The sequence below is a fragment of the Deinococcus radiodurans R1 = ATCC 13939 = DSM 20539 genome (genome assembly GCF_000008565.1).
GTDB lineage: Bacteria > Deinococcota > Deinococci > Deinococcales > Deinococcaceae > Deinococcus > Deinococcus radiodurans.
In genome coordinates this window covers 2627949-2648638 of record NC_001263.1, presented here as the reverse complement: position 1 = coordinate 2648638, position 20690 = coordinate 2627949, and the positions used below count along the sequence as shown (strand labels likewise).

Annotated in this window: 20 protein-coding genes; 9 read left to right on the top strand and 11 right to left on the bottom strand. The window is 66.1% G+C overall.

The features are described 5' to 3' along the window. The first annotated feature begins 114 nt into the window (after positions 1 to 114). Together eno and pyk are read left to right on the top strand one after the other, a co-directional pair. Positions 115 to 1383, top strand: a complete 1269-nt coding sequence (gene eno / locus DR_RS13575) for a phosphopyruvate hydratase (protein ID WP_010889260.1) — start codon at positions 115 to 117, stop codon at positions 1381 to 1383. A gap of 109 nt (positions 1384 to 1492) precedes the next feature. After that, on the top strand, positions 1493 to 2941 hold the full coding sequence (gene pyk / locus DR_RS13570) for a pyruvate kinase (protein ID WP_010889259.1): 1449 nt from the start codon (positions 1493 to 1495) through the stop codon (positions 2939 to 2941). Positions 2942 to 3139: 198 nt separating this feature from the next. Here the strand turns inward: pyk and tyrS are convergent, their stop codons facing one another. The 6 genes from tyrS to DR_RS13540 form a co-directional block, all read right to left on the bottom strand. Beyond that, positions 3140 to 4369, bottom strand: a complete 1230-nt coding sequence (tyrS, locus tag DR_RS13565) for a tyrosine--tRNA ligase (RefSeq protein ID WP_027480260.1) — start codon at positions 4367 to 4369, stop codon at positions 3140 to 3142. A 186-nt stretch (positions 4370 to 4555) separates the two neighbouring features. Beyond that, positions 4556 to 5377, bottom strand: coding sequence for a pentapeptide repeat-containing protein (locus DR_RS13560; protein ID WP_051618902.1), 822 nt, complete (start codon positions 5375 to 5377; stop codon positions 4556 to 4558). Further along, the gene (locus DR_RS13555) at positions 5374 to 5814 is read right to left on the bottom strand and encodes a dihydrofolate reductase (RefSeq protein WP_051618897.1); all 441 of its coding nucleotides are present in this window, start codon (positions 5812 to 5814) and stop codon (positions 5374 to 5376) included. The genes DR_RS13560 and DR_RS13555 overlap by 4 nt, the downstream gene beginning before the upstream one ends. A gap of 125 nt (positions 5815 to 5939) precedes the next feature. Beyond that, the gene (locus tag DR_RS13550; protein ID WP_010889255.1) at positions 5940 to 6377 is read right to left on the bottom strand and encodes a dCMP deaminase family protein; all 438 of its coding nucleotides are present in this window, start codon (positions 6375 to 6377) and stop codon (positions 5940 to 5942) included. Continuing rightward, entirely contained in the window at positions 6374 to 7114 is a 741-nt protein-coding gene (locus DR_RS13545) for a thymidylate synthase (protein ID WP_373969215.1), read from the bottom strand. The genes DR_RS13550 and DR_RS13545 overlap by 4 nt, the downstream gene beginning before the upstream one ends. 50 nt (positions 7115 to 7164) lie before the next feature. Next, positions 7165 to 7494 (bottom strand): hypothetical protein, encoded by a 330-nt coding sequence (locus tag DR_RS13540; protein WP_028328055.1) that lies wholly within the window; start codon positions 7492 to 7494, stop codon positions 7165 to 7167. A 79-nt stretch (positions 7495 to 7573) separates the two neighbouring features. On the opposite strand from DR_RS13540, the gene DR_RS13535 reads away from it, so the two are divergent. Genes DR_RS13535 through fumC form a run of 3 tightly spaced genes read left to right on the top strand, consistent with a single transcriptional unit; the run spans position 7574 to position 9957 of the window. Beyond that, on the top strand, positions 7574 to 7885 hold the full coding sequence (locus DR_RS13535; RefSeq protein ID WP_010889253.1) for a PadR family transcriptional regulator: 312 nt from the start codon (positions 7574 to 7576) through the stop codon (positions 7883 to 7885). 1 nt (position 7886) lies between these two features. Further along, positions 7887 to 8555: a hypothetical protein gene (locus DR_RS13530; protein ID WP_010889252.1), complete on the top strand. Its 669-nt coding sequence runs from the start codon at positions 7887 to 7889 to the stop codon at positions 8553 to 8555. A gap of 7 nt (positions 8556 to 8562) precedes the next feature. Then, complete coding sequence (gene fumC, locus DR_RS13525) at positions 8563 to 9957, top strand: class II fumarate hydratase (RefSeq protein ID WP_010889251.1); 1395 nt, start codon at positions 8563 to 8565, stop codon at positions 9955 to 9957. Positions 9958 to 10387: 430 nt separating this feature from the next. Here fumC and DR_RS13520 read toward each other — a convergent pair whose 3' ends face one another. Beyond that, entirely contained in the window at positions 10388 to 12010 is a 1623-nt protein-coding gene (locus tag DR_RS13520) for a carboxylesterase/lipase family protein (RefSeq protein WP_010889250.1), read from the bottom strand. Positions 12011 to 12101: 91 nt separating this feature from the next. Here DR_RS13520 and DR_RS13515 point away from each other — a divergent pair, with 91 nt between their 5' ends. Then, entirely contained in the window at positions 12102 to 13328 is a 1227-nt protein-coding gene (locus DR_RS13515) for a lipid-A-disaccharide synthase-related protein (protein ID WP_010889249.1), read from the top strand. 71 nt (positions 13329 to 13399) lie between these two features. Here the strand turns inward: DR_RS13515 and DR_RS13510 are convergent, their stop codons facing one another. Next, a complete protein-coding gene (locus DR_RS13510) occupies positions 13400 to 13912 on the bottom strand; it encodes a DUF3105 domain-containing protein (protein WP_034350851.1) in 513 nt (170 codons plus the stop codon). A gap of 66 nt (positions 13913 to 13978) precedes the next feature. Here DR_RS13510 and DR_RS13505 point away from each other — a divergent pair, with 66 nt between their 5' ends. Genes DR_RS13505 through DR_RS13495 form a run of 3 tightly spaced genes read left to right on the top strand, consistent with a single transcriptional unit; the run spans position 13979 to position 16765 of the window. Beyond that, positions 13979 to 14977, top strand: coding sequence for a YpdA family putative bacillithiol disulfide reductase (locus DR_RS13505; RefSeq protein ID WP_010889247.1), 999 nt, complete (start codon positions 13979 to 13981; stop codon positions 14975 to 14977). A 43-nt stretch (positions 14978 to 15020) separates the two neighbouring features. Further along, positions 15021 to 15782: a class I SAM-dependent DNA methyltransferase gene (locus tag DR_RS13500; protein ID WP_010889246.1), complete on the top strand. Its 762-nt coding sequence runs from the start codon at positions 15021 to 15023 to the stop codon at positions 15780 to 15782. Beyond that, the gene (locus DR_RS13495; RefSeq protein ID WP_010889245.1) at positions 15779 to 16765 is read left to right on the top strand and encodes an NAD(P)H-dependent glycerol-3-phosphate dehydrogenase; all 987 of its coding nucleotides are present in this window, start codon (positions 15779 to 15781) and stop codon (positions 16763 to 16765) included. Before DR_RS13500 ends, DR_RS13495 begins: the two co-directional genes overlap by 4 nt. Before the next feature lie 80 nt (positions 16766 to 16845). On the opposite strand, the gene DR_RS13490 is transcribed toward DR_RS13495, so the two are convergent. Genes DR_RS13490 through coxB form a run of 3 tightly spaced genes read right to left on the bottom strand, consistent with a single transcriptional unit; the run spans position 16846 to position 20536 of the window. Then, positions 16846 to 19308 (bottom strand): cbb3-type cytochrome c oxidase subunit I, encoded by a 2463-nt coding sequence (locus DR_RS13490; protein ID WP_010889244.1) that lies wholly within the window; start codon positions 19306 to 19308, stop codon positions 16846 to 16848. After that, on the bottom strand, positions 19305 to 19721 hold the full coding sequence (locus tag DR_RS17170; RefSeq protein ID WP_081816070.1) for a c-type cytochrome: 417 nt from the start codon (positions 19719 to 19721) through the stop codon (positions 19305 to 19307). The genes DR_RS13490 and DR_RS17170 overlap by 4 nt, the downstream gene beginning before the upstream one ends. Continuing rightward, on the bottom strand, positions 19628 to 20536 hold the full coding sequence (gene coxB, locus DR_RS13485) for a cytochrome c oxidase subunit II (protein ID WP_338107135.1): 909 nt from the start codon (positions 20534 to 20536) through the stop codon (positions 19628 to 19630). The genes DR_RS17170 and coxB overlap by 94 nt, the downstream gene beginning before the upstream one ends. Between the last annotated feature and the right edge of the window lie 154 nt (positions 20537 to 20690).

Sequence of the window (20690 nt, the reverse complement as noted above, 5' to 3'; positions counted from 1 at the left end):
GCGGGACACCGCCCCGAACTCTGGCCCTTATAGTGTCGGGGCTACGCCTCCGCGCTGCTGGGGGCAGGATCGCCGCCCGTTTTTCCGTTCCCACTCGCCTGGAGGTCAAGGATCATGAACATCGAGAAAGTCATCGCCCGTGAAGTGCTGGATTCGCGTGGGAACCCCACCGTCGAAGCCGAAGTCCACCTCGACAGCGGTTTTTCGGGCCGGGCCATCGTGCCTTCGGGAGCGAGTACCGGCAGCCACGAGGCGCTCGAACTGCGTGACGGCGGCGAGCGGTACATGGGCAAGGGCGTGGAACGTGCCGTGCAGAACGTGCGTGAGGCCCTCGGCCCGGCCCTCATCGGCATGGACGCCAGTGAGCAGGCCGCCATCGACAAGGCGCTGATGGACGTGGACGGCACCTCCAACAAGGGCAACATGGGCGGCAACGCGATTCTGGCGGTGAGCCTCGCGACTGCCCGCGCCGCCGCTGCCGAGCTCGACATCCCGCTCTACCGCTACCTCGGCGGCTCCAACGCCAAGACCCTGCCTGTGCCCATGATGAACGTCATCAACGGCGGCGCCCACGCCGACAACAGCGTGGATTTTCAGGAGTTCATGGTGATGCCGGTCGGCGCTCCGAGCTTCCGTGAAGCACTGCGCTACGGCGCCGAGACCTTTCACCACCTGAAAAAAGTCCTCAGCGGGCGCGGCTACAACACCAACGTCGGCGACGAAGGCGGTTTTGCGCCGGACCTCAAGAGCAACGAGGAAGCCCTCGAAGTGCTGCTTGAAGCCATTCAGCAGGCGGGCTACGAACCCGGCAAGGACATCTGCATCGCGCTCGACCCCGCCGTGACCGAGCTGTACAAGGACGGCCAGTACCACCTGGAGAGCGAGGGCCGCGTGCTGAGCAGCGACGAGATGATCGACTTCTGGGCCGACTGGACCAGCCGCTACCCGATTGTCAGCATCGAAGACGGCCTCGCTGAAGACGACTGGGACGGCTGGGAACGCCTGACCGCCAAGGTGGGCGCCAAGACCCAGCTGGTGGGCGACGACCTGTTCGTGACCAACCCCGAGCGCTTGCAGCAGGGCATCGACCGCAAGGTGGGCAACGCGATTCTGGTCAAGGTGAACCAGATCGGCTCCCTCACCGAGAGCATGGACGCCATCGAACTCGCCAAGCGCCACCACTACGGCACCATCATCAGCCACCGCTCGGGCGAGTCCGAAGACGCCTTTATCGCCGACCTCGCTGTGGCGACCAACGCCGGGCAGATCAAGACCGGCTCGGCCAGCCGCTCGGACCGTATCGCCAAGTACAACCAGCTGCTGCGCATCGAAGACCAGCTCGGCGACCGAGCCGTGTTCCCGGGCCGCAAGGCGCTGCGCTAAAGCCCCGCCTTCCGGGCAGCCGTCCGCCGTCCGCCTTTGCTGACCGCCTGCGGATGGCTGCCTCTTTAAAGATGCTGGAAGTGCTTCCAAAGCTTGTTCTGGAGACCCTATGAAACACTTTGACCGTGCCACCAAAATCGTGGCGACTGTCGGCCCCGCCAGCCGCAGCACCGAAGTTCTCGGGCGCATGATCGACGTTGGCCTGAACGTGGTCCGCCTCAACTTCAGCCACGGCGACCTCGAAGACCACCGTCAGACGGTGCAGATGGTGCGTGACCTCGCCGTGAGCAAGGGCGTGACCATCGGTATCCTGCAAGACCTGCAAGGCCCCAAGATTCGGGTGGGCCGCTTTGCCGAAGGTTCGGTGACCCTGAATCCCGGGCAGAAGTTCGTCATCACGATGGACGAGGTGGAGGGCAATGCCGAGCGCGTGGGCAGCACCTACAAGGGCCTCGCCGGTGACGTGACCCCCGGCATGACGCTGCTGCTCGACGACGGCAACATGAGCCTGCGGGTGGACCACGTGCGCGGCAACGACATTCAGACGACTGTCCTGATCGGCGGCACGTTGAAAAACAACAAGGGCATCAACGTGCCCGAAGCCGACCTGACCGTGCCCGCACTGTCGGAAAAAGATGTGCAGGACATGGAATTTGGCGCGAGCCTCGGCGTGGACTGGGTGGCCTTGAGCTTCGTGCGCTCGCGCGATGACCTGCTGCTCGCCCGGCATTACCTCGCCCGCTTCGGCAGCCGCGCCAAGCTGATGGCCAAAATCGAGAAGCCGCAGGCGGTGGACCGCTTCGCCGACATCCTCAAGGAAGTGGACGGCGTGATGGTGGCGCGCGGCGACCTCGGTGTGGAAATGCGCCCCGAGCAGGTGCCGACCATCCAGAAACGCATCATCCGCATGTGCCGTGAGGCGGGCAAGCCGGTCATTACGGCCACCCAGATGCTCGAAAGCATGATCAACCTGCCGCGCCCCACCCGCGCCGAGGCGTCGGACGTGGCGAACGCTATTTATGACGGCACCGACGCGGTGATGCTTTCCGCCGAATCGGCGGCGGGCCAGTACCCGGTCGAGTCGGTCGCTATGATGGACCGTATTGCCCGCGAGGCCGAAGCGAGCGAGCTTTACCAGTTGATGCAGCGTCAGGTCGTGATGGACACCGAGCAGGCGCAGGACGCCATTGCGCTCGCCGCCTGCAACATCGGGGCTAAGCTCGAAGCGCCCGCCATCGTGACCTTTACCAGCACGGGCGGGGCGGCCACCCGCATTTCCAAGAACCGTCCGCCGCTCGCCATCGTCGCGCTGACCCCCAACGAGATCACCCGCAACCAGCTCGCGCTTTCCTGGGGCGTCTACCCCATGCTCAGCGAAGACCCCGAGGACACCGATGACATGGTACGCATCGCCAACGACGAGCTGAAAAAGAGCGGCCTGGCCGACGTGGGCGACCGCTACGTGATTACGGCGGGCGTGCCCTTCGGCGTGCGCGGCACCACCAATATGCTGCGCGTGGAAAAGTTGAAGGCCGAGGACTTGTCGGACCGCGTTTAAGCTGACGCTGCGCCCTCAGTCAAGACCTGCCTGTCACGCGATTGTGATGGGTAGGTCAGCTTTTTTATCCACAGGGACGCACTTTTTACACAGTTACCCTGTGGACAAGCCGCTGGGGCAGAGGGCTAAAACGGTGTTGTGGACGCCTCAGCCTCAGGTTGGGAACCAGGCGCCCGGCCTGTGCATAACTTGACAAAGTCAGCCTTCCAGCACCAGCCGGGCGAACTTGTCCTTGCCCTTCTGGATGACCACGCCTTCCGTCAGTTGCTCGCGGGTGAGCTGGCCTTGCGGGTCGCTGTAAGTCTCGCCGCCGAGCTTAAGACCCCGGTTCTGAATCAGTTTGCGGGCGGCGCCGTTGCTGGGTTCCAGGCCCGCCAGCACGACCAGTTTCGCCATGCTGACGTGGCCCTGTTCGTTCAGCTCACTTGCCGGGACGCTGACGGCGGGAATGTTGTCGGGAATGCCACCCTTCGCCACCGAGCGGAAGCGCGCCTCGGCAGCGTCGAGGTCGGCATCGGGGTGGAAGGCTCGCACCACTTCGCGGGCGAGTTCGCGGTGGGCGGCGACCGGGTGCCCGGCGAGCAGTTCCTCGATGCGCTCACGCGGCAGGTCGGTCAGCAGCGTGAAGTAGTTGTCCAGCAGCGGGTCGGGCACCTTCATCAGCCCGGCGAACATGGCGTGCGGCTCGTCGGTCAGGCCGATATAGTTGTCCAAGCTCTTGGACATCTTCTCGGTGCCGTCCAGGCCGACGAGCAGTGGCAGCGTCAGCACGACCTGCGCTTCTTGCCCGTAGTCGCGTTGCAGGGCGCGGCCCACCAGGTTGTTGAACAACTGGTCGGTGCCCCCGAGTTCCACGTCGGCGTGCAGCGCCACCGAGTCGTAGCCCTGGGTGAGCGGGTAGAGCAGCTCGTGCATGGAAATCGGGGTGCCGGCGCTGAGGCGCTTGGTAAAGTCGTCGCGTTCCAGAATGCGCGCCACGGTGTACTTCGCCGCCAGGCCGATGATGTCCTTGTAGCCAAGCTGTTCGAGCCACTCGGAGTTGTACCTGATTTCAAGAGCTTCGGGTTCCTGGCGCAGAATCAGGCGGCACTGCGCGAGGTAGCTCTCGGCGTTGGCGCGCGCTTCTTCCAGGCTCAGCGGCGGGCGGGTCTTGGATTTGCCGCTGGGGTCGCCGATGGTCGCGGTGAAGTCGCCGATCAGCATGATGACCTTGTGCCCGAGGTCCTGAAACTGCCGCATTTTGCGCAGAATGACGGCGTGCCCGAGGTGCAGGTCGGGGCGGGTGGGGTCGGCGCCGAGCTTGACGCGCAGGGGCTCGCCTTTCTCAATCTTGCGCTTGAGGTCTTCTTCGGACACGAGGTCCACCACGCCGCGCTTGAGAAGCTGGATTTGCTCATTGACGGGAACATTTCTGCGGATTTCGGACATCTTCACTCCAAAAGAAAAGGCGGCGCACTCGCTGGGAATGCGCCGCTGTTCGGGGGATTTCAGGCTGTGTTGACCCGGCCCACCTCAGCGGCGGGGGGGATATGCACGTCGGGTCAAACGCCTCATGCCGGGCAGTTTATCAGACTGCGGCGAGAAAGCGGGCGGCAAATGTTAGCAGAACTGTGTTTATGGAGCCGCTGGCGTGGCTGCCGTGACCTTGACCCCCGCCGGCAGTTTCGTCTGGGCGTCGGTTTTGGCACCTGCGACCATTGCGGACGTGACGCCCTGGGCCTGCGATAGGTCTGCGCTGCTGAGGTCGGCGTTTTGAAGCTGCGCTCCGGACAGGTTCGCGTTCTCGAAGTTGGCACGGGTCAAATCCGCGCCCCGGAAATTGACGCCGCGCAGGGTGGTTTGCTTGAAGGGCACGCCGCTCAAGTCGCTGCCCTCGAACATGCTGCCGCTGAGGTCGCTGCGGGCGAAAATGAGCTCCGTCAGGTCGGCGCCGTTTTCCATCAGGTTGCGGGCGCTGATGCGGCCCAGGTCCACGTTGGTGATGTTGCCCCGGTACGCCAGGGCCGCCAGGACAGCGCGGACTTCCTCGGCGGGTGGCGCCAGAACCACCGGCTGGGCGCGGCCCGCCTCGGTCACGGGCGAGTGAACGCGCAGATAGGTGGCGAGCAGCCGCACCACGTTTTCCCGCCGTTCCGGGTTGGTCTGCGCCACCTGCCCCAGCAGGGCGATGCCGCCGAGCCGGGTGGTCAGGTCGTCTCCGGCGAGCAGTTCCACCGCGCTCTGAAACCGCTCGGAGGCCTGCGTGTCGCGGTACTGCTGCTGCGACTGCAAGTTGCCCATGACCGCCACCAGCGCCGTCGCCAGCGTCGCCAGCAGCGGAATCGCCTCCAGCACCGACTTGAAGCGCCCACTCTTTTCCCGCTCGCGGACGCGCTCGGTGCGCTCCTGTTCCTGCTCGGTGCGTTCCTGTTCGATGGCGAGGCGGGGGTCGGTCATGGTTGCCCAGAGCCCCGCCGTCGCCACGTCTGGAAAGTCAGGTCGTAGCGATTCTTCTCGTCGGCGGGTCGGAAGGTTTCCTGCGCCAGTTCCCACTCAGGCCCGATTTCGGGGAAGAAGGTATCGCCGTCCAGTTCCGCGTGAATCAGCGTCATCTCCAGCCGGGTCAGCCGGTCCCAGTAGAGCCGGTAAATCTCCTCGCCGCCGATGATGGCGATTTCGGGAGCGTCTCCGGCGAGTTGGAGGGCTTCTTCGGGCGAATGGGCGATGAGACAGCCGTCGAATTTCAAGTTCTCGTTGCGGGTGAGCACAATGTTGACCCGTTCGGGCAAAGGCTTACGTCTCAGTGTGTCAAAGACCTTGCGCCCCATAATATTTGGCTTGCCAACGCTGAGTGCCCGAAAATGTGCAAAGTCAGCCGGCAAATGCCAGGGCATCCCGCCATCACGCCCGATGACGCGGTTTTCAGTCTGGGCAGCGATGGCAACAATGTCTTGACGGGACGGCACGGTTCCACACAATGCCGCTTGAGAACTCAATATTCAAGCACTACGAGGACAAATTACAGTCCCTTCTGAGCATCTTCTACCTCAATTCCCGCCGATCGCAAAATCTCCGCGCCGCTGGGAAGCCCGGCTTCGACGCGGGCCGTCTCGCGGTAGGGCGTGGCGAACACGACCCGGCCCACCCGCCGCGAATTGACGATCAGGCGGGCGCACACCGAGCACGGCTCGTGGGTGACGTAGAGCGTGTGGCCTTCGCCGTTCCAGTTGGCGGCGAGCAGCGCATTGACCTCGGCGTGGATATAGCCCGACGCGCCCTGGGCCAGGCTTTCGCGCTCGTTGGGCTCGCCCGCCGCCCGCCCGTTGTAGCCCACGCCCACCACGCGGTGGTGCCGGTCGAGGATGCACGCGCCCACCTGCACCTTCGGGTCGGCGCTGCGGGTCGCCCACAGCCGCGCGGTGGCGAGGCCGAGGTCGTCGAAACTGGGCCGCGTCATACCGCCACCTCCGCCTTGATGCCCGGATGCGGGTCGTACCCTTCCAACGTAAAGTCCTCGTACTGGAAAGCAAACATGTCTTTGACTGCGGGATTGAGCCGCATCTTCGGCAAGGGCCTCGGCTCGCGCTTCAGTTGGCGCTCCACCTGCTCCATGTGATTGCTGTAGATGTGGCAGTCGCCACCCGTCCAGATGAACTCGCCGGGTTCGAGGCCGCAGACCTGGGCCACCATCATGGTCAGCAGCGCGTAACTGGCGATGTTGAACGGCACGCCCAGAAAGCTGTCGGCGCTGCGCTGGTAGAGCTGGCAACTGAGTTTCCCGTCCGCCACGTAGAACTGAAAGAGCAGGTGGCAGGGGGGGAGGGCCATCTCGTCAATCTGCGCCACGTTCCAGGCGGAGACAATCAGCCTTCTTGAGTCCGGATTCGTCTTGATTTGCTCGATGACCTGCGAAATCTGGTCAATCTGCCCGCCGCCATAGTCGGGCCAGCTTCTCCACTGCACGCCGTAGACCGGCCCGAGTTCGCCGCCCTCGCGCGCCCATTCGTCCCAGATGGTCACGCCGTGCTCCTGCAGCCAGCGCACGTTGCTGTCGCCGCGCAGAAACCACAGCAGCTCGTAGATGATGGACTTCAGGTGCACCCGCTTGGTCGTGACCAGGGGAAAGCCTTCAGAGAGGTCGAAGCGCATCTGATACCCGAACACCGAGCGGGTGCCGGTGCCGGTGCGGTCCATCTTGTCGGTCCCGTGGTCGCGGATGTGGCGGAGAAAATCGAGGTACTGTTTCACTGCCTGCGCTCCTGCATGGCGGCCCAGTCTTCGTAGGCCAGTGCGGGCAGCAGCGCAAAACTTCCGACAAACAACGTGGCGATAGCAGCGGGCACCCGCACGGAGGTTCTGCCGTTCAGGACGAGATAAAGCGCCCCCAGCGTGCTGATGGCCCCGATGTCGGCAAACATGCCGCGTGCAAAGGCGCTGCGCCGTAGGGTGCCGCGCACGCCGAGGTCGCCCGTCCGCTGGCCGCCGAGCAGCACGGTCAGCGCGACCATGGCGAAGAGGGACAGGTAAAGGCGCAGGCGCTCGGGCGAAGCCTGCTGGTAGGGTTCTAGGTTCATGCGGGCAGTAGACCGCGCCGGGCGGGGGCGTGAAATACCTCAAATTGCAATACATAAACTTTCAAGGTACTGTGTCCCCATGAACACCAAAGAGCAACTGCGCCTGCTGATTCTGGCGGTGCTGGACCGTCAGCCCGAACACGGCTACGCCATCGCCCAGGCGATTAAAGCCCGCTCTGAAGGGGTATTGACGGCCAAAGAGGGCAGCCTGTACCCCGCGCTGCACCTGCTGGAAAAGGAAGGTCTGGTGGAGAGCAGCGAGGTAGACGTCAGGGGCCGCACCCGCCGTGAGTACCGCCTGACAGACGCGGGGCGCACGGCTCTGGCACGGGCGCGGGGCGAGTGGCAGCGCCAGACGCAGGCGGTGGGCGCGGTCGTGGGGGGAGGTTGAGATGGCCTGGAACATTCACCCCCACTGGAGCGCCCCGCTGACGCCGAAGCTCTGGCTGGAAATCGCCACGCATGGCCTCGCGCCGCAAGCCGCCGAGCGGGTCAGGGCTGAACATCTGGCCCATCTGGACGATGCCGTGGACGCGGGTGAGAGCGTCGAAGACGTGTTGCGCGAATGGGGTGACCCGCACCGGGCCAACGACGCTTTCAGAAAAGCCCACCTGACCGTGACCGATAGGGGGCTGCTGCATCCCGGCTACGCCCTCAGCGCGGCAGGCTGGCGGCGGGCGGTGTTCGAGGAAAGTGAGTTCGGGCGCTCTGGCGTGGTGGTGCTTTTGCCCATGCTGTTTTCTCTGTTTCGCGAATTTTTTACACCGAATGTGGCGCTGATGAGCGTGCTTGGCCTGGTTCTGGTCGTGCCGACTCTGCGCTGGTTTCTGATCGCTGCCCTGCGGCTCGGGGGGCTGGCGCGGGTGCTGGTGGCGTGGGGGCTGAGCGGTTGGGGCAGCATGGTCATGCTGCTTTGCCTGGCCCTGCGGCACCCACCGCAAGGAGGGAACGACACCTGGGGACTTGGCCTCACGCTCACGCTGGGCCTGTTGTGGTTCTGGCGACTCGGGGCAGCACTCCGCGCGCTCCATAAAGTCGAATCTTCAAACGCCGTAAACTGAAAGCGCTATGACCAAAACCCGCCAAGAAACCGACACGATGGGCAAGATGGACGTGGACGCCAGCCGCTACTGGGGCGCACAGACCGAGCGCAGCATCCACAACTTCCCGATTGGGCGCGACACCTTCGTGTGGGGCCGCCCCGTCATCCGGGCGCTGGGCATCCTGAAAAAGGGCGCGGCGCAGGCCAACGCCGAACTCGGTGAACTGCCCGCCGACGTGGCCGACCTCATCGTGAAGGCCGCCGACGAAGTGATTGCCGGCAAACTCGACGAACACTTTCCGCTGGTAGTGTTCCAGACCGGCTCGGGCACCCAGAGCAACATGAACGCCAACGAGGTGATTTCCAACCGCGCCATCGAACTCGCCGGCGGCGAAATGGGCAGCAAGAAGCCGGTCCACCCCAACGACCACGTGAACCGCGGCCAGAGCTCCAACGACACCTTCCCCACTGCCATGCACATCGCGGTGGTGCTGGAACTCAACGAGCGGCTGTACGGCGCGGTCGGCAAGCTGCGCGACACCCTGCACGCCAAGGCCGAGCAGTACAAGGACCTCGTGAAAGTGGGCCGCACCCACCTGCAAGACGCCACGCCCATCACGCTGGGGCAGGAAATCGGCGGCTGGGTGGCGCAACTCGACTACGCGCTGTCCGAAGTCAAGCACGCGGGCGAAGGCCTGCTCGACCTCGCCATCGGCGGCACCGCCGTGGGCACCGGCCTGAACGCGCACCCCAAATTCGGTGATCTGGCCGCCAAGAAGTACGAAGAAGAAACCGGCTACCACTTCCGCAGCGCCGAGAACAAGTTCGCCGCCCTGAGCGCCCACGACGCGCTGGTGCAGACCTCGGCGGCCCTGCGTACCCTGGCCGGCGCCCTGATGAAGATGGCGAACGACGTGCGCTGGCTGGCGAGCGGCCCGCGCAACGGCATCGGCGAAATCACCATTCCCGAGAACGAGCCCGGCTCCAGCATCATGCCCGGCAAGGTGAACCCCACCCAGAGTGAGGCCATGACGATGGTCGCCACCCGCGTGTTCGGCAACGACGCCACCGTCGCTTTTGCCGGCAGCCAGGGCAACTTCCAGCTGAACGTGTTCAAGCCAGTGATGGTTCACGCCGTGCTGGAAAGCATTCGCCTGATTTCCGACGCCTGCCTGGCCTTCAACGACCACTGCGCGGTGGGCATCCAGCCCAACGAGGCCAAGATCAAGGAAAACCTCGACAAGAACCTGATGCAGGTGACCGCCCTCAATCGCCACATCGGCTACGACAAGGCTGCCGCGATTGCCAAGAAGGCCCACAAGGAAGGCACCAGCCTCAAGGACGCCGCGCTGGCCCTGGGCTACGTGACCGAGGACGAATTCGCCCAGTGGGTCGTGCCGCTGGGCATGACTCACAACTGAGCCGAGCGCACAGAAGCGCCGCTTCCCAGTCTGGGGGGCGGTTCTTCTTTGCATAAGGTTCGAGTTTCTCAGATTTTGAAGCGTCCTACACGGCAAAAACCGGCACATCCGCATAAGTTTGACAAAACCCGCATATCGCCTTATTCTATTTTTATCACCGTCCGAGAAGGGCGGATTTTTTATTTCTCTCTTTACCCTGTCTCTTGCCCGCGCCGTTACTGCTGTGAGCTTGCCCGCTTTGCTTCTCAGCAAGGGGGAAGGTTTGAGAAGGGCTAGCCTCTTCAATCCCACTCAAATTTGCAAGGCAAAGCCGCCGCCTCCGGTCAGGGAAGCGGCGGCTTCGTGAATAGCCTTGACGAAGGCTGCATAGTCCGCTATATTGTTCAGCATCACCGCCCAAGAGGCGGCTTTTTTATTGCCTGCTCACGGCTCAGGGCCGCCAGATGGTGTCGCAGTGGTGCTCGGCGCGGAAGTCCTGCACGGGGGTCACCTCGCCGGGGGCCAGGCCTAGCACCTGGGGCTGCTCGGTGGTGAAGGCAGCCCACTGCGGCAAGCCGGCGCCGTTGGGGTTGCCGGTGCGGGCGAAATTGGCCCAGTAGGTCTGCATGGTGCGCGACAGCTCAGCCTGAGCGGGCGTGAAGTCGCTGGGGTTGCCCAGGCCGGACGGGGTGCCCGTCACGCTCACGATTTCCGAGCCGTGGAAGGCGCCGAACGACGGCACACCCACCGTGGGCCGCAACTGCGCAGGGCGGGGCGGGTTGGGGTCGCGGAATTCGTAGCTATAGACCGGCGTAAAGCGGCTGATGTCGCGGGCGAGGTTGCTGCTGGGGCAGGCAAAGAGGCTGTCGGTGGCACTCGCGGCGGCGGCCTGGGTACGGGTGCCGGAGGTGCGGCTGTTGTAGGCGAGCAGGGCACGCGGGGCGTTGGGCCCGTTGAGCACGGCGTTCAGGCCCAGGAACTCGGCGGCGTTAAGGTCGCGCCGGGGGTCGCCCACGAAGGCGGCGAAGAGGGTGCCTTCGTTCAGGTTGGTGCCGATGAGCAGCGGCACGGCGTTCTGGCCCTGACGCAGCACCTCGGCGGGCGCGCGGGGCACGGTGCTGTCGCCGTAGACCGGCGGAAACGGCACGGCACCCGGAAAAGCGGCGTTCGGCGAGCGGGTCAGCACCAGCTTGTCGGCGGGCACGGCGCGCAGGCAGGCGGCGTCGGCGGGGTCACAGCCCACGGCTGCTGCAAACCGCGAGCCCAGGTTGTACGCCTCGGCGCGGCTCTGCATGATGCCGGGGGCCGTGCACGGGCCGCTCTGGATGATGGCTTTGTCGAACAGGCCCGCCGCGCCGGGGGAGGCGAGCTGGGCGCAGATGCTCATGCCGCCAGCCGATTCGCCGAACACGGTCACGTTCTGTGCGTCGCCCCCGAACGCGGCGATGTTGTCCCGCACCCACTTTAGCGCGAGCTGCTGGTCGAGCAGGCCCAGATTGCCCGCCGTGCCCTGCGCGGTGTCGAGCGCCGGGGTCGCCAGGAAACCGAGCGCCCCCAGGCGGTAGTTCAGGCTGACCGCCACCACACCCTGTTCACGCGCGAGCACGCTCAGGTCGTAGTCGCTGCCCGCGCCCATCTGAAAGCTGCCGCCGTGAATCCAGACCATCACCGGGGCTTTTTGCGCGTTGGTAGGGGCGTAGACATTCAGAAACAGGCAGTCCTCGGCGCCGCGCACCTGTTTGTCCATCCCCGGCACGCTGAGCGTTTGCACGCACGCCGCGCCGGGCTGGGTGGTCGTGCGCTCGGCCTGGGATGCGGGCAGGGCGCGGGGCGGCTGCCAGCGGGCGTCGCCGACGGGCGGCTGGGCGTAGGGAATCCCCAGCCAGGAGCGCACGCCGGCCCGGTCCTGGCCCACGAAGGTGCCGGCGGGGGCCTGCACGCGGGCGGGAGCAGCCGGGGCCGCAGTAGACGCAGGAGTAGCAGACGTCGAAACGGGTGCGCTCTGCGCCAGGGCTGAAGGCCCCAGCGAGGCGGACAAACTCAGGGCAGCGAGCAGGGTAACGGCTCTGTTCATAGGACTCTCCCCAGAGCCGCCTGCCGGGTCTCCCGGGAAAGCGGAGACGCGCCAGGCGGCTCTTGACGCCCCAGACGCTACTCTGGCCGTCATGCCGCTGACTGTTGCGCCCGCTACCCTGCTCGTGTCCAACGGCCATGCCGAAGACCTGATCGGGGCAGCGCTGGCCCGTGAGCTGCGTCGGCGCCGCCCAGACCAGCCACTCCTCGCGCTGCCGCTCGTAGGGGCGGGCGGGGCCTATGCCGGGCTCGCGGAAACTGCTGGGCCACTGCTCGACATGCCCTCGGGCGGGTTTCCCTTCGGCAGCCTGGACAACCTGCGGGCCGACCTGCGCGCCGGACTGGTGCAAAAGTCACTGGGGCAGTGGCTGGCCGCCCGCACCCAGGGGCCCGCGCTGGAGCGGGTGGTCGTGGTGGGCGACACCTACGCGCTGGGGGTGGGCACGCTGGCGGCCCGGCAGATTCCGGGGGCACTGGCCCGCCCGCGTCTGCCGCTGGTGCATGTGCAGCCGCTGGTGTCGGTCCTCTACGGCGAGGGCATGACGCTGGGCGGGCACCTGCGTGAACTCAATGCGCTGGGCGCCAACGTCTTTATGCCCTGGGAGCTTGCGCTGGGCCGCCGCGCCTGGCGGGTGTACACGCGCGACGCGGCCTCGGCCCGTCATCTGGCCCGCCGGGGGGTCAATGCCGCCTACCGGGGCAGCTTCGCGCTCGACATCCTGCCGGCTCCTGAGCGTGACCTGGCGCCGCTGCTGACGGGCGTGCCGGTGCTGGCGCTGCTACCGGGGCAGCGCGGCGACGCCCAGACCTCGCTGCCCGTCATGCTCGGCGCCGCCTGCGCCCTGCCGGACATGCAGGCGCTGGTGGCCTGGCCCCGGCCCTTTGACGAACTGCCGCCGCTGCTCGGTTGGACGCTTGAGGAGCGCGGCGAGTGGGGCGTGCTCGCCCGCCGGGGCACGTGCAGTGTGTGGCTTCTGCGCGCAAGCTTCTCTACGATTCTTCACGCAGCGGCTGCCTCGGGCGGGGTGGCGCTCGGCACGGCGGGCACCGCCAACGAGCAGGCGGCGGGTCTGGGCGTGCCGGTGGTCGGGTTTCCCACCGCCGGACCGCAGTATGTCCCCGGCTTCGCGGTGCGGCAGCAGCGGCTCCTCGGCGCGGCGCTCACGTTGACCCGCCCGGAGGCGTCCGCCGCCGCTCAGGCAGTGCGTGAGCTGCTCGGTGGCCCTCAGCGCACGACGGCGGTGCGCGACGGCCAGCGGCGTATCGGTCAGGCCGGTGCGCTGCCGCAAATTGCCGAGGAACTCGGGAAGATGGCATGAAAAAACCGCCTCTTGGGCGGTGATGCTGAACAATATAGCGGCCTATGCAGCCCCCGTCAAGGCTATGCAGGCTAGCGGGTGCCGCCGAAACCCCTGGCGCACGGGCTGCCCTTCTCTGGGGCACTGTTCTCGGGCAAGATTTCTTTGAGGAAGCGGGTCAGGCGGGGGTCGTCGGCGGTCTGGGCGCTGAGCTGGCGATTCCAGGCCGTCATCACGACGGGCGCGGGCAGGTTGGGATACGGGCTGAGCAGCGCGGCAGGCTGCCCGGCGAGCAGGGCCTTTAGCTTGTCCAGCTCGGCGGCGTCCAGGCCAGGGCGGTAAGTCACCCACACCGCGCCCCGCGCAAGGCTGTGGACGGCGTACTCGTTGTAGACCGGCTGGGCGTAGGCGGCGCAGGTCTGCCACAGCGGGTTGTAGGGGCCGCCCATCGGCGGGGTCTCTCTGTAGGTCAGCACGCCGCTGCGCTGGTCTCCGCCGAGATAGTCAGCGGTTCGCAGCCCCTCGATGTCTTTGGGGCCACAGGCCATCAGGCCCAGCGACAGCCCACCCAGCACCACTCCCGACAACCAACGCGCACCCGGCATGGCTCTCAAACTAGCAGGGGCAGGCGGGTCACGGTGCACCGGGGCGCAGGCTGACACAATAGGGCCATGAGTCTTTATGACGTGGCAATCGTCGGAGCCGGGCCGGTGGGTCTGGCCGCCGCCATCGGATGCAAGCGCGCGGGCCTGAGTTACGTGGTGCTGGAAAAGGGCTGCGTGGTCAACGCGATTTTTGAGTACCCCACCTACATGGGCTTTTTTACCACTGCTCCCGAACTCGAAATCGGCAACCACCCCTTCGTGACCGGGCACGACAAGCCCGACCGCCGTGACGCGCTGATGTACTACCGCCTCGTCACGCAGCGTGAGAACCTGAACGTGCGGCAGTACACCACCGTGAATAAGGTGCACGCGGCCCCGGCGGGCTTCACCCTCGAAATCGAGGCGCAGGACGGTACGCCCGGCGTGGTGGAAGCGCGGCGCGTGGTGGTGGCGACCGGCTACTACGACAACCCGCTGAGTATGGGCATTCCCGGTGAGGACAGCGAAAACGTCAGCCACTACTACACCGAGGCCCACCCCTTCATGGGCCTGAACGTGACCGTCATCGGCGCGGGCAACTCGGCCGCCGACGCCGCGCTCGACCTGTGGCGCAGCGGCGTGAACGTGACCATGGTGGTCCGCGCTCCCGAACTCAAGAGCACCATCAAGTACTGGGTGCGGCCCGACCTCGAAAACCGCATCAAGGAAGGCAGCATCCATGCCCACTTCAACTCGCGGGTGGTCGAGATTCACCCCGAGCACGTGGTCGTGCAGGGCGAGGACGGCCGCACCTTCGAGCTGCCCACCGACTTCACCTTCGCGCTGACCGGCTACCGCCCCGACCTGTCGTTCCTGGACGGGCTGAACCTCGCCACGCAGCCTGACGAGTGCCTGGTGCTGACCGAGAACTACGAGAGCAGCGTGCCCGGCCTCTTCGTGGTGGGCAGCGCGGGCTTTGCCGGCAAGACCAATCAGGTCTTTATCGAAAATGGCCGCTTTCATGCCGACCACGCGGTGGCCGAAATCGAACGGCAGCTGCGGAGCGGCGAACTGCGCCCGGCCTGAGTCCTGGGATTGAGACCTGTGCCCCGGCGCCTATAGTGACGCCATGCAGCGCCCCCCTTTTACGGCCCTGGCCGCCGTGTACGACGCGATTATGGCCGACGTGGAGTACGACCACTGGGCGGATTTCATCCTGACCTATGCCCGTGACGGCGGCCTCACCCCGCGCCGCGCCCTCGACCTCGCCTGCGGCACCGGGGGCATGACCCGGCAGTTGCAGGCGGCTGGGATGGCAGTGGTCGGGGTGGACGGCAGCGCCGAGATGCTCAGCGTCGCCCGCGAGCGGCTGCCCTGGGTGAGCTTCGAACAGGGCGACCTGCGAACCTTCGACCTCGGCGAGACGTTCGACCTCGTCACCTGCGTCTTCGACAGCCTCAACAACCTGCTGGCCCCCGCCGACCTCGGCGCGGCGCTGCGCCAGGCGGCGGCCCACACCGCGCCGGGCGGGCTGTTCGCCTGCGACCTCAACACCCGACTGGGCGTCCGTGAGCTGTGGGAAGGCGACGCCATCGAGGGGCTGGCCCGCAGCGAGGCGGGCGAGGAAATCCATTACCACTGGTCACACCACTACGACGCCGAGGAAGAACTGGGCGTCGTGCAGGCGTTTTGCCGGGTGATGGGCGAAGGCGGCGAGGTGCAGGAATTCGTGGAGACCCACCGCGAGCGCGGCTACGACCCCGCCGAGCTGGAGCCGCTGCTGCGCGGGGCCGGATTTGCCCGCTGGGACATCGTGGAGTACCCCGACTACGCCGACCCGGATGACCGCACCCCGCGCATCTGGGTCTTTGCCTGGATGGGCGAAGCATGACGCAGGGCTCTGCTTTGCCTGTGCTGGGCGCTGGCGGCTGGGGCACGGCGCTCGCGGTGGCCGCCGCACGGGCCGGACAACCGGCGCGGCTCTGGGCTCGGCGTCCCGACTTTGCCGCCCGGCTGGCCGAGGTGCGCGAGAACCGCGAGTACCTGCCGGGCGTGCTGCTGCCCCCCGAGGTAGCGGTCACGTCTGACCTGCCCGGCGCGGTGGCCGGCGCCGACTTCGCCCTGCTGGTTGTACCAAGTGTGGGCGTGCCCGAACTGCTGGCCGGGCTGCCGCGCGAACTGGGCGTGGTGCTGTGCGCCAAGGGTCTCGCGCCCGACGGCAGCCGCCTGAGCGAGTACGCGGCGGGGCTCGGCTTTGACCGGGTGGCGGTCCTGAGCGGCCCCAACCACGCCGAGGAAATAGGCCGGGGCCTGCCCGCCGCCACGGTGGTCGCCAGCCGCGACCCGGCCCTTGCCGCCGCCGTGCAGACCGCGCTGATGTCGCCCAGCCTGCGGGTCTACACCAGCCGTGACGTGCCCGGCGTGGAACTCGGCGGCGTCCTGAAAAACGTGATCGCGGTGGCTGCCGGCATGGGCGACGGTCTGCACCTCGGCGACAATGCCAAGGCGACCCTCCTGACCCGTGGCCTGCGTGAAATGAACCGCTACCTGCGTTCACTCGGCGCCGAGGAGGAAACGGTCTACGGCCTGAGCGGGCTGGGCGACCTGATCGCCACCGCCACCAGCCCCCACAGCCGCAACCGGGCAGCGGGCGAGGCGATTGCCCGGGGCGAGAGCCCGCAGCAAGGCGGCAAGGTGGTCGAGGGCCTGCGTACCGCTGGCCTGCTCGACGCCTGGGCCGCTGCCCACGGCCACGACCTGCCTATCGTGCGGGCGGTGGCGCAGGTCACGCGCGGCGAGTGGTCCCCCGCAGAAGGCGTGCGTCACCTGATGGGCCGTGAGGCGAAAGGGGAGACGGAAGCCGGGGAGCCGTAACCGCCAGAGCGACAAGAAAAAACAAAAGGAAGGGGAGGCCCGCAAGCCTCCCTCTTCCTTGTGCCTTCTGCCGGCCCGGATTACCAGGCGTAGAAGATCGCGACGATCAGGAGCCACACCACGTCCACCAGGTGCCAGTACAGGCTGGCAGGGACGATGGAGCCGTGGTTGTACTTGTCCATCTTACCGGTCAGCAGCTGGTAGTAGGGCAGGGCGATGCCGGTGCCGCCGATCAGGATGTGCAGACCGTGCAGGCCGACGATGATGAAGAAGCACGACTGCCACAGGTTCTGGCGCCAGTCACTTTCGGTGCCGAACAGCGAGAACTCGTACACCTGGAAGATCATGAAGATCGCGCCCAGCAGCAGCGTGATGAACAGGCCCAGGCGGCCCCAGCTGGTGCGGCCGTGGTGCAGGTCCTGCTCGGCCTTGTGGACCACACCCGAGCTGGTGACCAGAATCAAGGTGTTGAGCGCGGCCAGCCAGATGCTCGGGCGCAGTGCGGGCGGCTCGGCGGCGCCGATCACGCGCAGGTACACGTAGCCGGCAATCAGGATGGCGAACAGCGCCACTTCCGAGATGATGAACCAGGCCATGCCCATGAAGCCGTTGTCGTACTTGGTGAGGTGGTGGTGCGCGACCGGCACGGCGTACTCACGGGTGCCCGCCCACTTGAACAGCGAGTAGAAGAACACCGGGAGGCTGAGGTACAGCACCGTCGTGGCGATCTTGAAGCTCAGGCTGGCGTCGGCGAAGGGCTTGAGGCCCACAGCCGGGTCATAGTTGGTGAACCAGCCGAAAGAGAGGCCGTAGCCCATCAGCAGCAGCGAGAAGGCGGTCATGAACGGCCAGATGCTGTCCTGCGGCAGATGAATGCTCTTCGGGTCCACCGGGGTCAGGGTTTCGCCGTTCTGTTCCCAGTCGTACAGCGGGCGCTCGGTGGGGAAGTTCTGCGGGAAGTCGTGGGCGAAGTTGTATGCGGCAGGCGGGCTGCTGCTCGTCCACTCCAGGGTAAAGCCGCCCCAGGGGTTGGGTCCGGCGGTAATGGGCCGCTTGAAGCTCTGGAACATGTTGTAGAGCATCGCCAGGCCGCCGAGCAGCAGCAGGAAGGCGCCCACGGTGCTGGCGAAGTTCAGCTCGGTCCAGGCCCAGTTGCCGGCGGGGTAGGTGTAGTAGCGCCGGGGCATCCCCAGCAGACCCAGGATGTACTGCGGCAGGAAGGTCAGCCACGAGCCGATCATGAACAGCCAGAAGTGGGCCAGACCGACCTTTTCGTCCAGGAAGCGGCCCGTCATCTTGGGCCACCAGTAGTACAGACCCGCCATCGCCAGGAAGGCGGTGCCGAACATCATCACGTTGTGGAAGTGCGCCACCACGTAGTAGGACATGGTGACCTGGTAGTCGAAGGGAATCATCCCCAGGCTCACGCCCGTGATCCCGCCGATCAGGAAGTTGAAGATAAAGCCGATCAGCCAGTAGGTCGGCATCCGCATCAGGATGCGTCCGCCCCACAGGGTGCCGATCAGGTTGAAGATTTTGACGCCAGTCGGGACAGCCACGATCAGGGTCGAGATCATGAAGGCGATCTGCCAGGCTTCGGGAATGCCGACGGCGAACATGTGGTGCAGCCACACGATGCACGACACCAGCACGATAGCGAGCATCGAGTACACCATCACGCGGTAGCCGAACAGCGGCTTGCGGGCCATGGTGGAGGCCACCTCGGCGCCGATGCCCAGGTAGGGCAGCAGCATCACGTACACGGCGGGGTGCGAGTAGAACCAGAAGAACTGCTGGTACAGCACCGGCACGCCGCCGATGCCGGGGTTGAACATGCTCAGGCCCAGCTTGATTTCCAGGTAGGTGAGCAGTGCGGCGGCGGTCAGGCCGCCCAGCGTGAGCAGCTGGAGAATGGAGGTGGCGAAGATGCTCCACGCGAACACCGGCATCTTCCACAGGCCCATGCCGGGCGCGCGGAGGTTGACGATGGTGGCGGCGAAGTTGGCCGAGCCGAGCAGCGAGCCCAGGCCGTTGAGGATCACCGCGACCATGAACACGCTCACGCCGGTCTGGTTGCCGTCCATGGTGAGCGGGTAATAGAAGGTCCAGCCAACGCTGGGGGCGCCGCCGTTGAACAGGCCGAGGACCACCAGAATCAGGCTGGCGATAAACAGCCACACCGCGAAGGTGTTCAGGCGGGGCAAGGCCACGTCACGCACGCCGAGTTGCAGCGGCAGGAAATAGTTGCCGAAGCCGAACAGCCCCAGCGGAATCAGGAAGAAAAACAGCATGATCGCCGCGTGCATGGTCAGCACCTGGTTGTAGGTGGTGCCCACCAGCAGCGTCTGTTCGGGCAGCGCGAGCTGAACCCGGATCGCCAGCGCCAGCAGCCCGCCCAGGCAGAAGCCCAGGATCGAAACGATGATGTACAGCAGACCGATCTTCTTGTGATCGGTGGTCATCATGAAGTCCTTGATGACCTCCCACACGCCGCGTTTGGCAGCCGTCTGGGTGTGCTGAGGCAGCGGTGCATGTACCGTCACTGCGAACCTCCTGCGGTGGTGTTGGTGCCGTGAACCGGGGAGCCCTGCCAGTAGTCGGCCTCGTCGGGAAGGCGCAGACTCCGCAGGTACGCCGCGATGTCGTCGATCTCGCCGTCGGTCAGGCGACCACCCTGAATGGACTTGCCGTCGACGACATAAGTGCTGCCGTCATAGGTGGGCATCAGGCTGCCAGGCTTGACCTTGGGGCTGTGTTTGATCCAGGCGTGCAGCGCCGCCGCCGCCTGGGGCTCTGCCCAGTGCTCGGGCGACATGGCTTCCCACATGCCCGCGCCCAGCGTGCGGCGGGTGCCGAAGAAGCTCAGGTCAGGGCCGCTGACGCCGCCTGCCGGGGTGCCCTGCACGCGGTGGCACGAGGCGCAGGCAATGGCGCCGGTGCCGGGATTGCCCTGCATGAACAGGTTGTAGCCGCGTTCCTCGGCGCTGCCGGGAGCGGGAGTGGGGGCCACGTAAGCCTGCGCCGCCTTGTTGAAGGCCGCGAAGCCTCGGGCGACAGCGCGATCACCTTGAAGCGCATGTTGGCGTGCGAGGCGCCGCACAGCTGCGAGCAGTTGCCCTGGTAGACGCCGGGGCGCTGGGTATCGAGTTCCCACACGCGCTTGACGGTGGGGATGGACGCGCGCTGGCCGCCGAGGTTGGGCGCCCAGAAGCCGTGAATCACGTCCTTGCTGGTCGTGCTGATCGCCACCTTCTGCTCGGCGGGCATGACCATCTCGTTGCCGTTGGCCACCGTGCTGCCGCCCTGCACCGGCGAACCGGGGTAGGTGAAGTTCCACCAGAACTGCGCCCCGGTGGCCTCGATGCCCAGGGTCTGCTGGGACACCGGGTTCAGGCGGGCCAGCGAACGCACCGACAACACGCTCAGCCCGAGCACCAAGATGATCGGAATCCCGATCAGCCAGGCCTCGAGCCTGTTGTTGCCGTGGAACTGCTGGGGCGCTGCGGTGTTGCGGTCTTCACGGAATTTTTGCACCGTGTAAAACAGCATGCCCGAGACCCCGACAAAGATGATGATCGACAGTCCAATGGCCCACTTGCTCAGGTCCCAGATCTCGCGGTTGTAGGCGGCAGCCTGGTCACCCAGGAAGATGTTCTGCCCCTGCCCACAACTGCTCAGGACTGCCGCGCCGAGGGCGATCAGGCCGGCGCGGGTCCACGCTGTGGCCCACTCCCGCTTCCCGCCCGGTTTACGGTCATGTTTGGTGTTCAATGTCGCTCCTTTCCTTTCCAGTCTAAAGCGTTCTGGAGGCAAATGCGCCGACCGCGTGGCTCCCGGCGCGGCCCCCATAGGCCAGGCCGCCGCCACGCTTTTTGCCCCCCACGTCTACCGAACGGTCAGGCACAGTGCCATGAGAGCAGTTTAA

What these genes read in the sequence shown, in the direction of transcription:
- DR_RS13530 (WP_010889252.1), top strand. Translation starts at nt 7,887, where the DNA reads ATGGCCTGGAACATTCACCCCCACTGGAGCGCCCCGCTGACGCCGAAG.
- tyrS (WP_027480260.1), bottom strand. Translation starts at nt 4,369, where the DNA reads ATGTCCGAAATCCGCAGAAATGTTCCCGTCAATGAGCAAATCCAGCTT.
- DR_RS13500 (WP_010889246.1), top strand. Translation starts at nt 15,021, where the DNA reads ATGCAGCGCCCCCCTTTTACGGCCCTGGCCGCCGTGTACGACGCGATT.
- DR_RS13505 (WP_010889247.1), top strand. Translation starts at nt 13,979, where the DNA reads ATGAGTCTTTATGACGTGGCAATCGTCGGAGCCGGGCCGGTGGGTCTG.
- DR_RS13540 (WP_028328055.1), bottom strand. Translation starts at nt 7,494, where the DNA reads ATGAACCTAGAACCCTACCAGCAGGCTTCGCCCGAGCGCCTGCGCCTT.
- DR_RS13560 (WP_051618902.1), bottom strand. Translation starts at nt 5,377, where the DNA reads ATGACCGACCCCCGCCTCGCCATCGAACAGGAACGCACCGAGCAGGAA.
- DR_RS13550 (WP_010889255.1), bottom strand. Translation starts at nt 6,377, where the DNA reads ATGACGCGGCCCAGTTTCGACGACCTCGGCCTCGCCACCGCGCGGCTG.
- DR_RS13545 (WP_373969215.1), bottom strand. Translation starts at nt 7,114, where the DNA reads ATGGACCGCACCGGCACCGGCACCCGCTCGGTGTTCGGGTATCAGATG.
- fumC (WP_010889251.1), top strand. Translation starts at nt 8,563, where the DNA reads ATGACCAAAACCCGCCAAGAAACCGACACGATGGGCAAGATGGACGTG.
- eno (WP_010889260.1), top strand. Translation starts at nt 115, where the DNA reads ATGAACATCGAGAAAGTCATCGCCCGTGAAGTGCTGGATTCGCGTGGG.
- DR_RS13515 (WP_010889249.1), top strand. Translation starts at nt 12,102, where the DNA reads ATGCCGCTGACTGTTGCGCCCGCTACCCTGCTCGTGTCCAACGGCCAT.
- DR_RS13520 (WP_010889250.1), bottom strand. Translation starts at nt 12,010, where the DNA reads ATGAACAGAGCCGTTACCCTGCTCGCTGCCCTGAGTTTGTCCGCCTCG.
- DR_RS13555 (WP_051618897.1), bottom strand. Translation starts at nt 5,814, where the DNA reads ATGCCCTGGCATTTGCCGGCTGACTTTGCACATTTTCGGGCACTCAGC.
- DR_RS13495 (WP_010889245.1), top strand. Translation starts at nt 15,779, where the DNA reads ATGACGCAGGGCTCTGCTTTGCCTGTGCTGGGCGCTGGCGGCTGGGGC.
- DR_RS17170 (WP_081816070.1), bottom strand. Translation starts at nt 19,721, where the DNA reads ATGCAGGGCAATCCCGGCACCGGCGCCATTGCCTGCGCCTCGTGCCAC.
- pyk (WP_010889259.1), top strand. Translation starts at nt 1,493, where the DNA reads ATGAAACACTTTGACCGTGCCACCAAAATCGTGGCGACTGTCGGCCCC.
- DR_RS13510 (WP_034350851.1), bottom strand. Translation starts at nt 13,912, where the DNA reads ATGCCGGGTGCGCGTTGGTTGTCGGGAGTGGTGCTGGGTGGGCTGTCG.
- DR_RS13535 (WP_010889253.1), top strand. Translation starts at nt 7,574, where the DNA reads ATGAACACCAAAGAGCAACTGCGCCTGCTGATTCTGGCGGTGCTGGAC.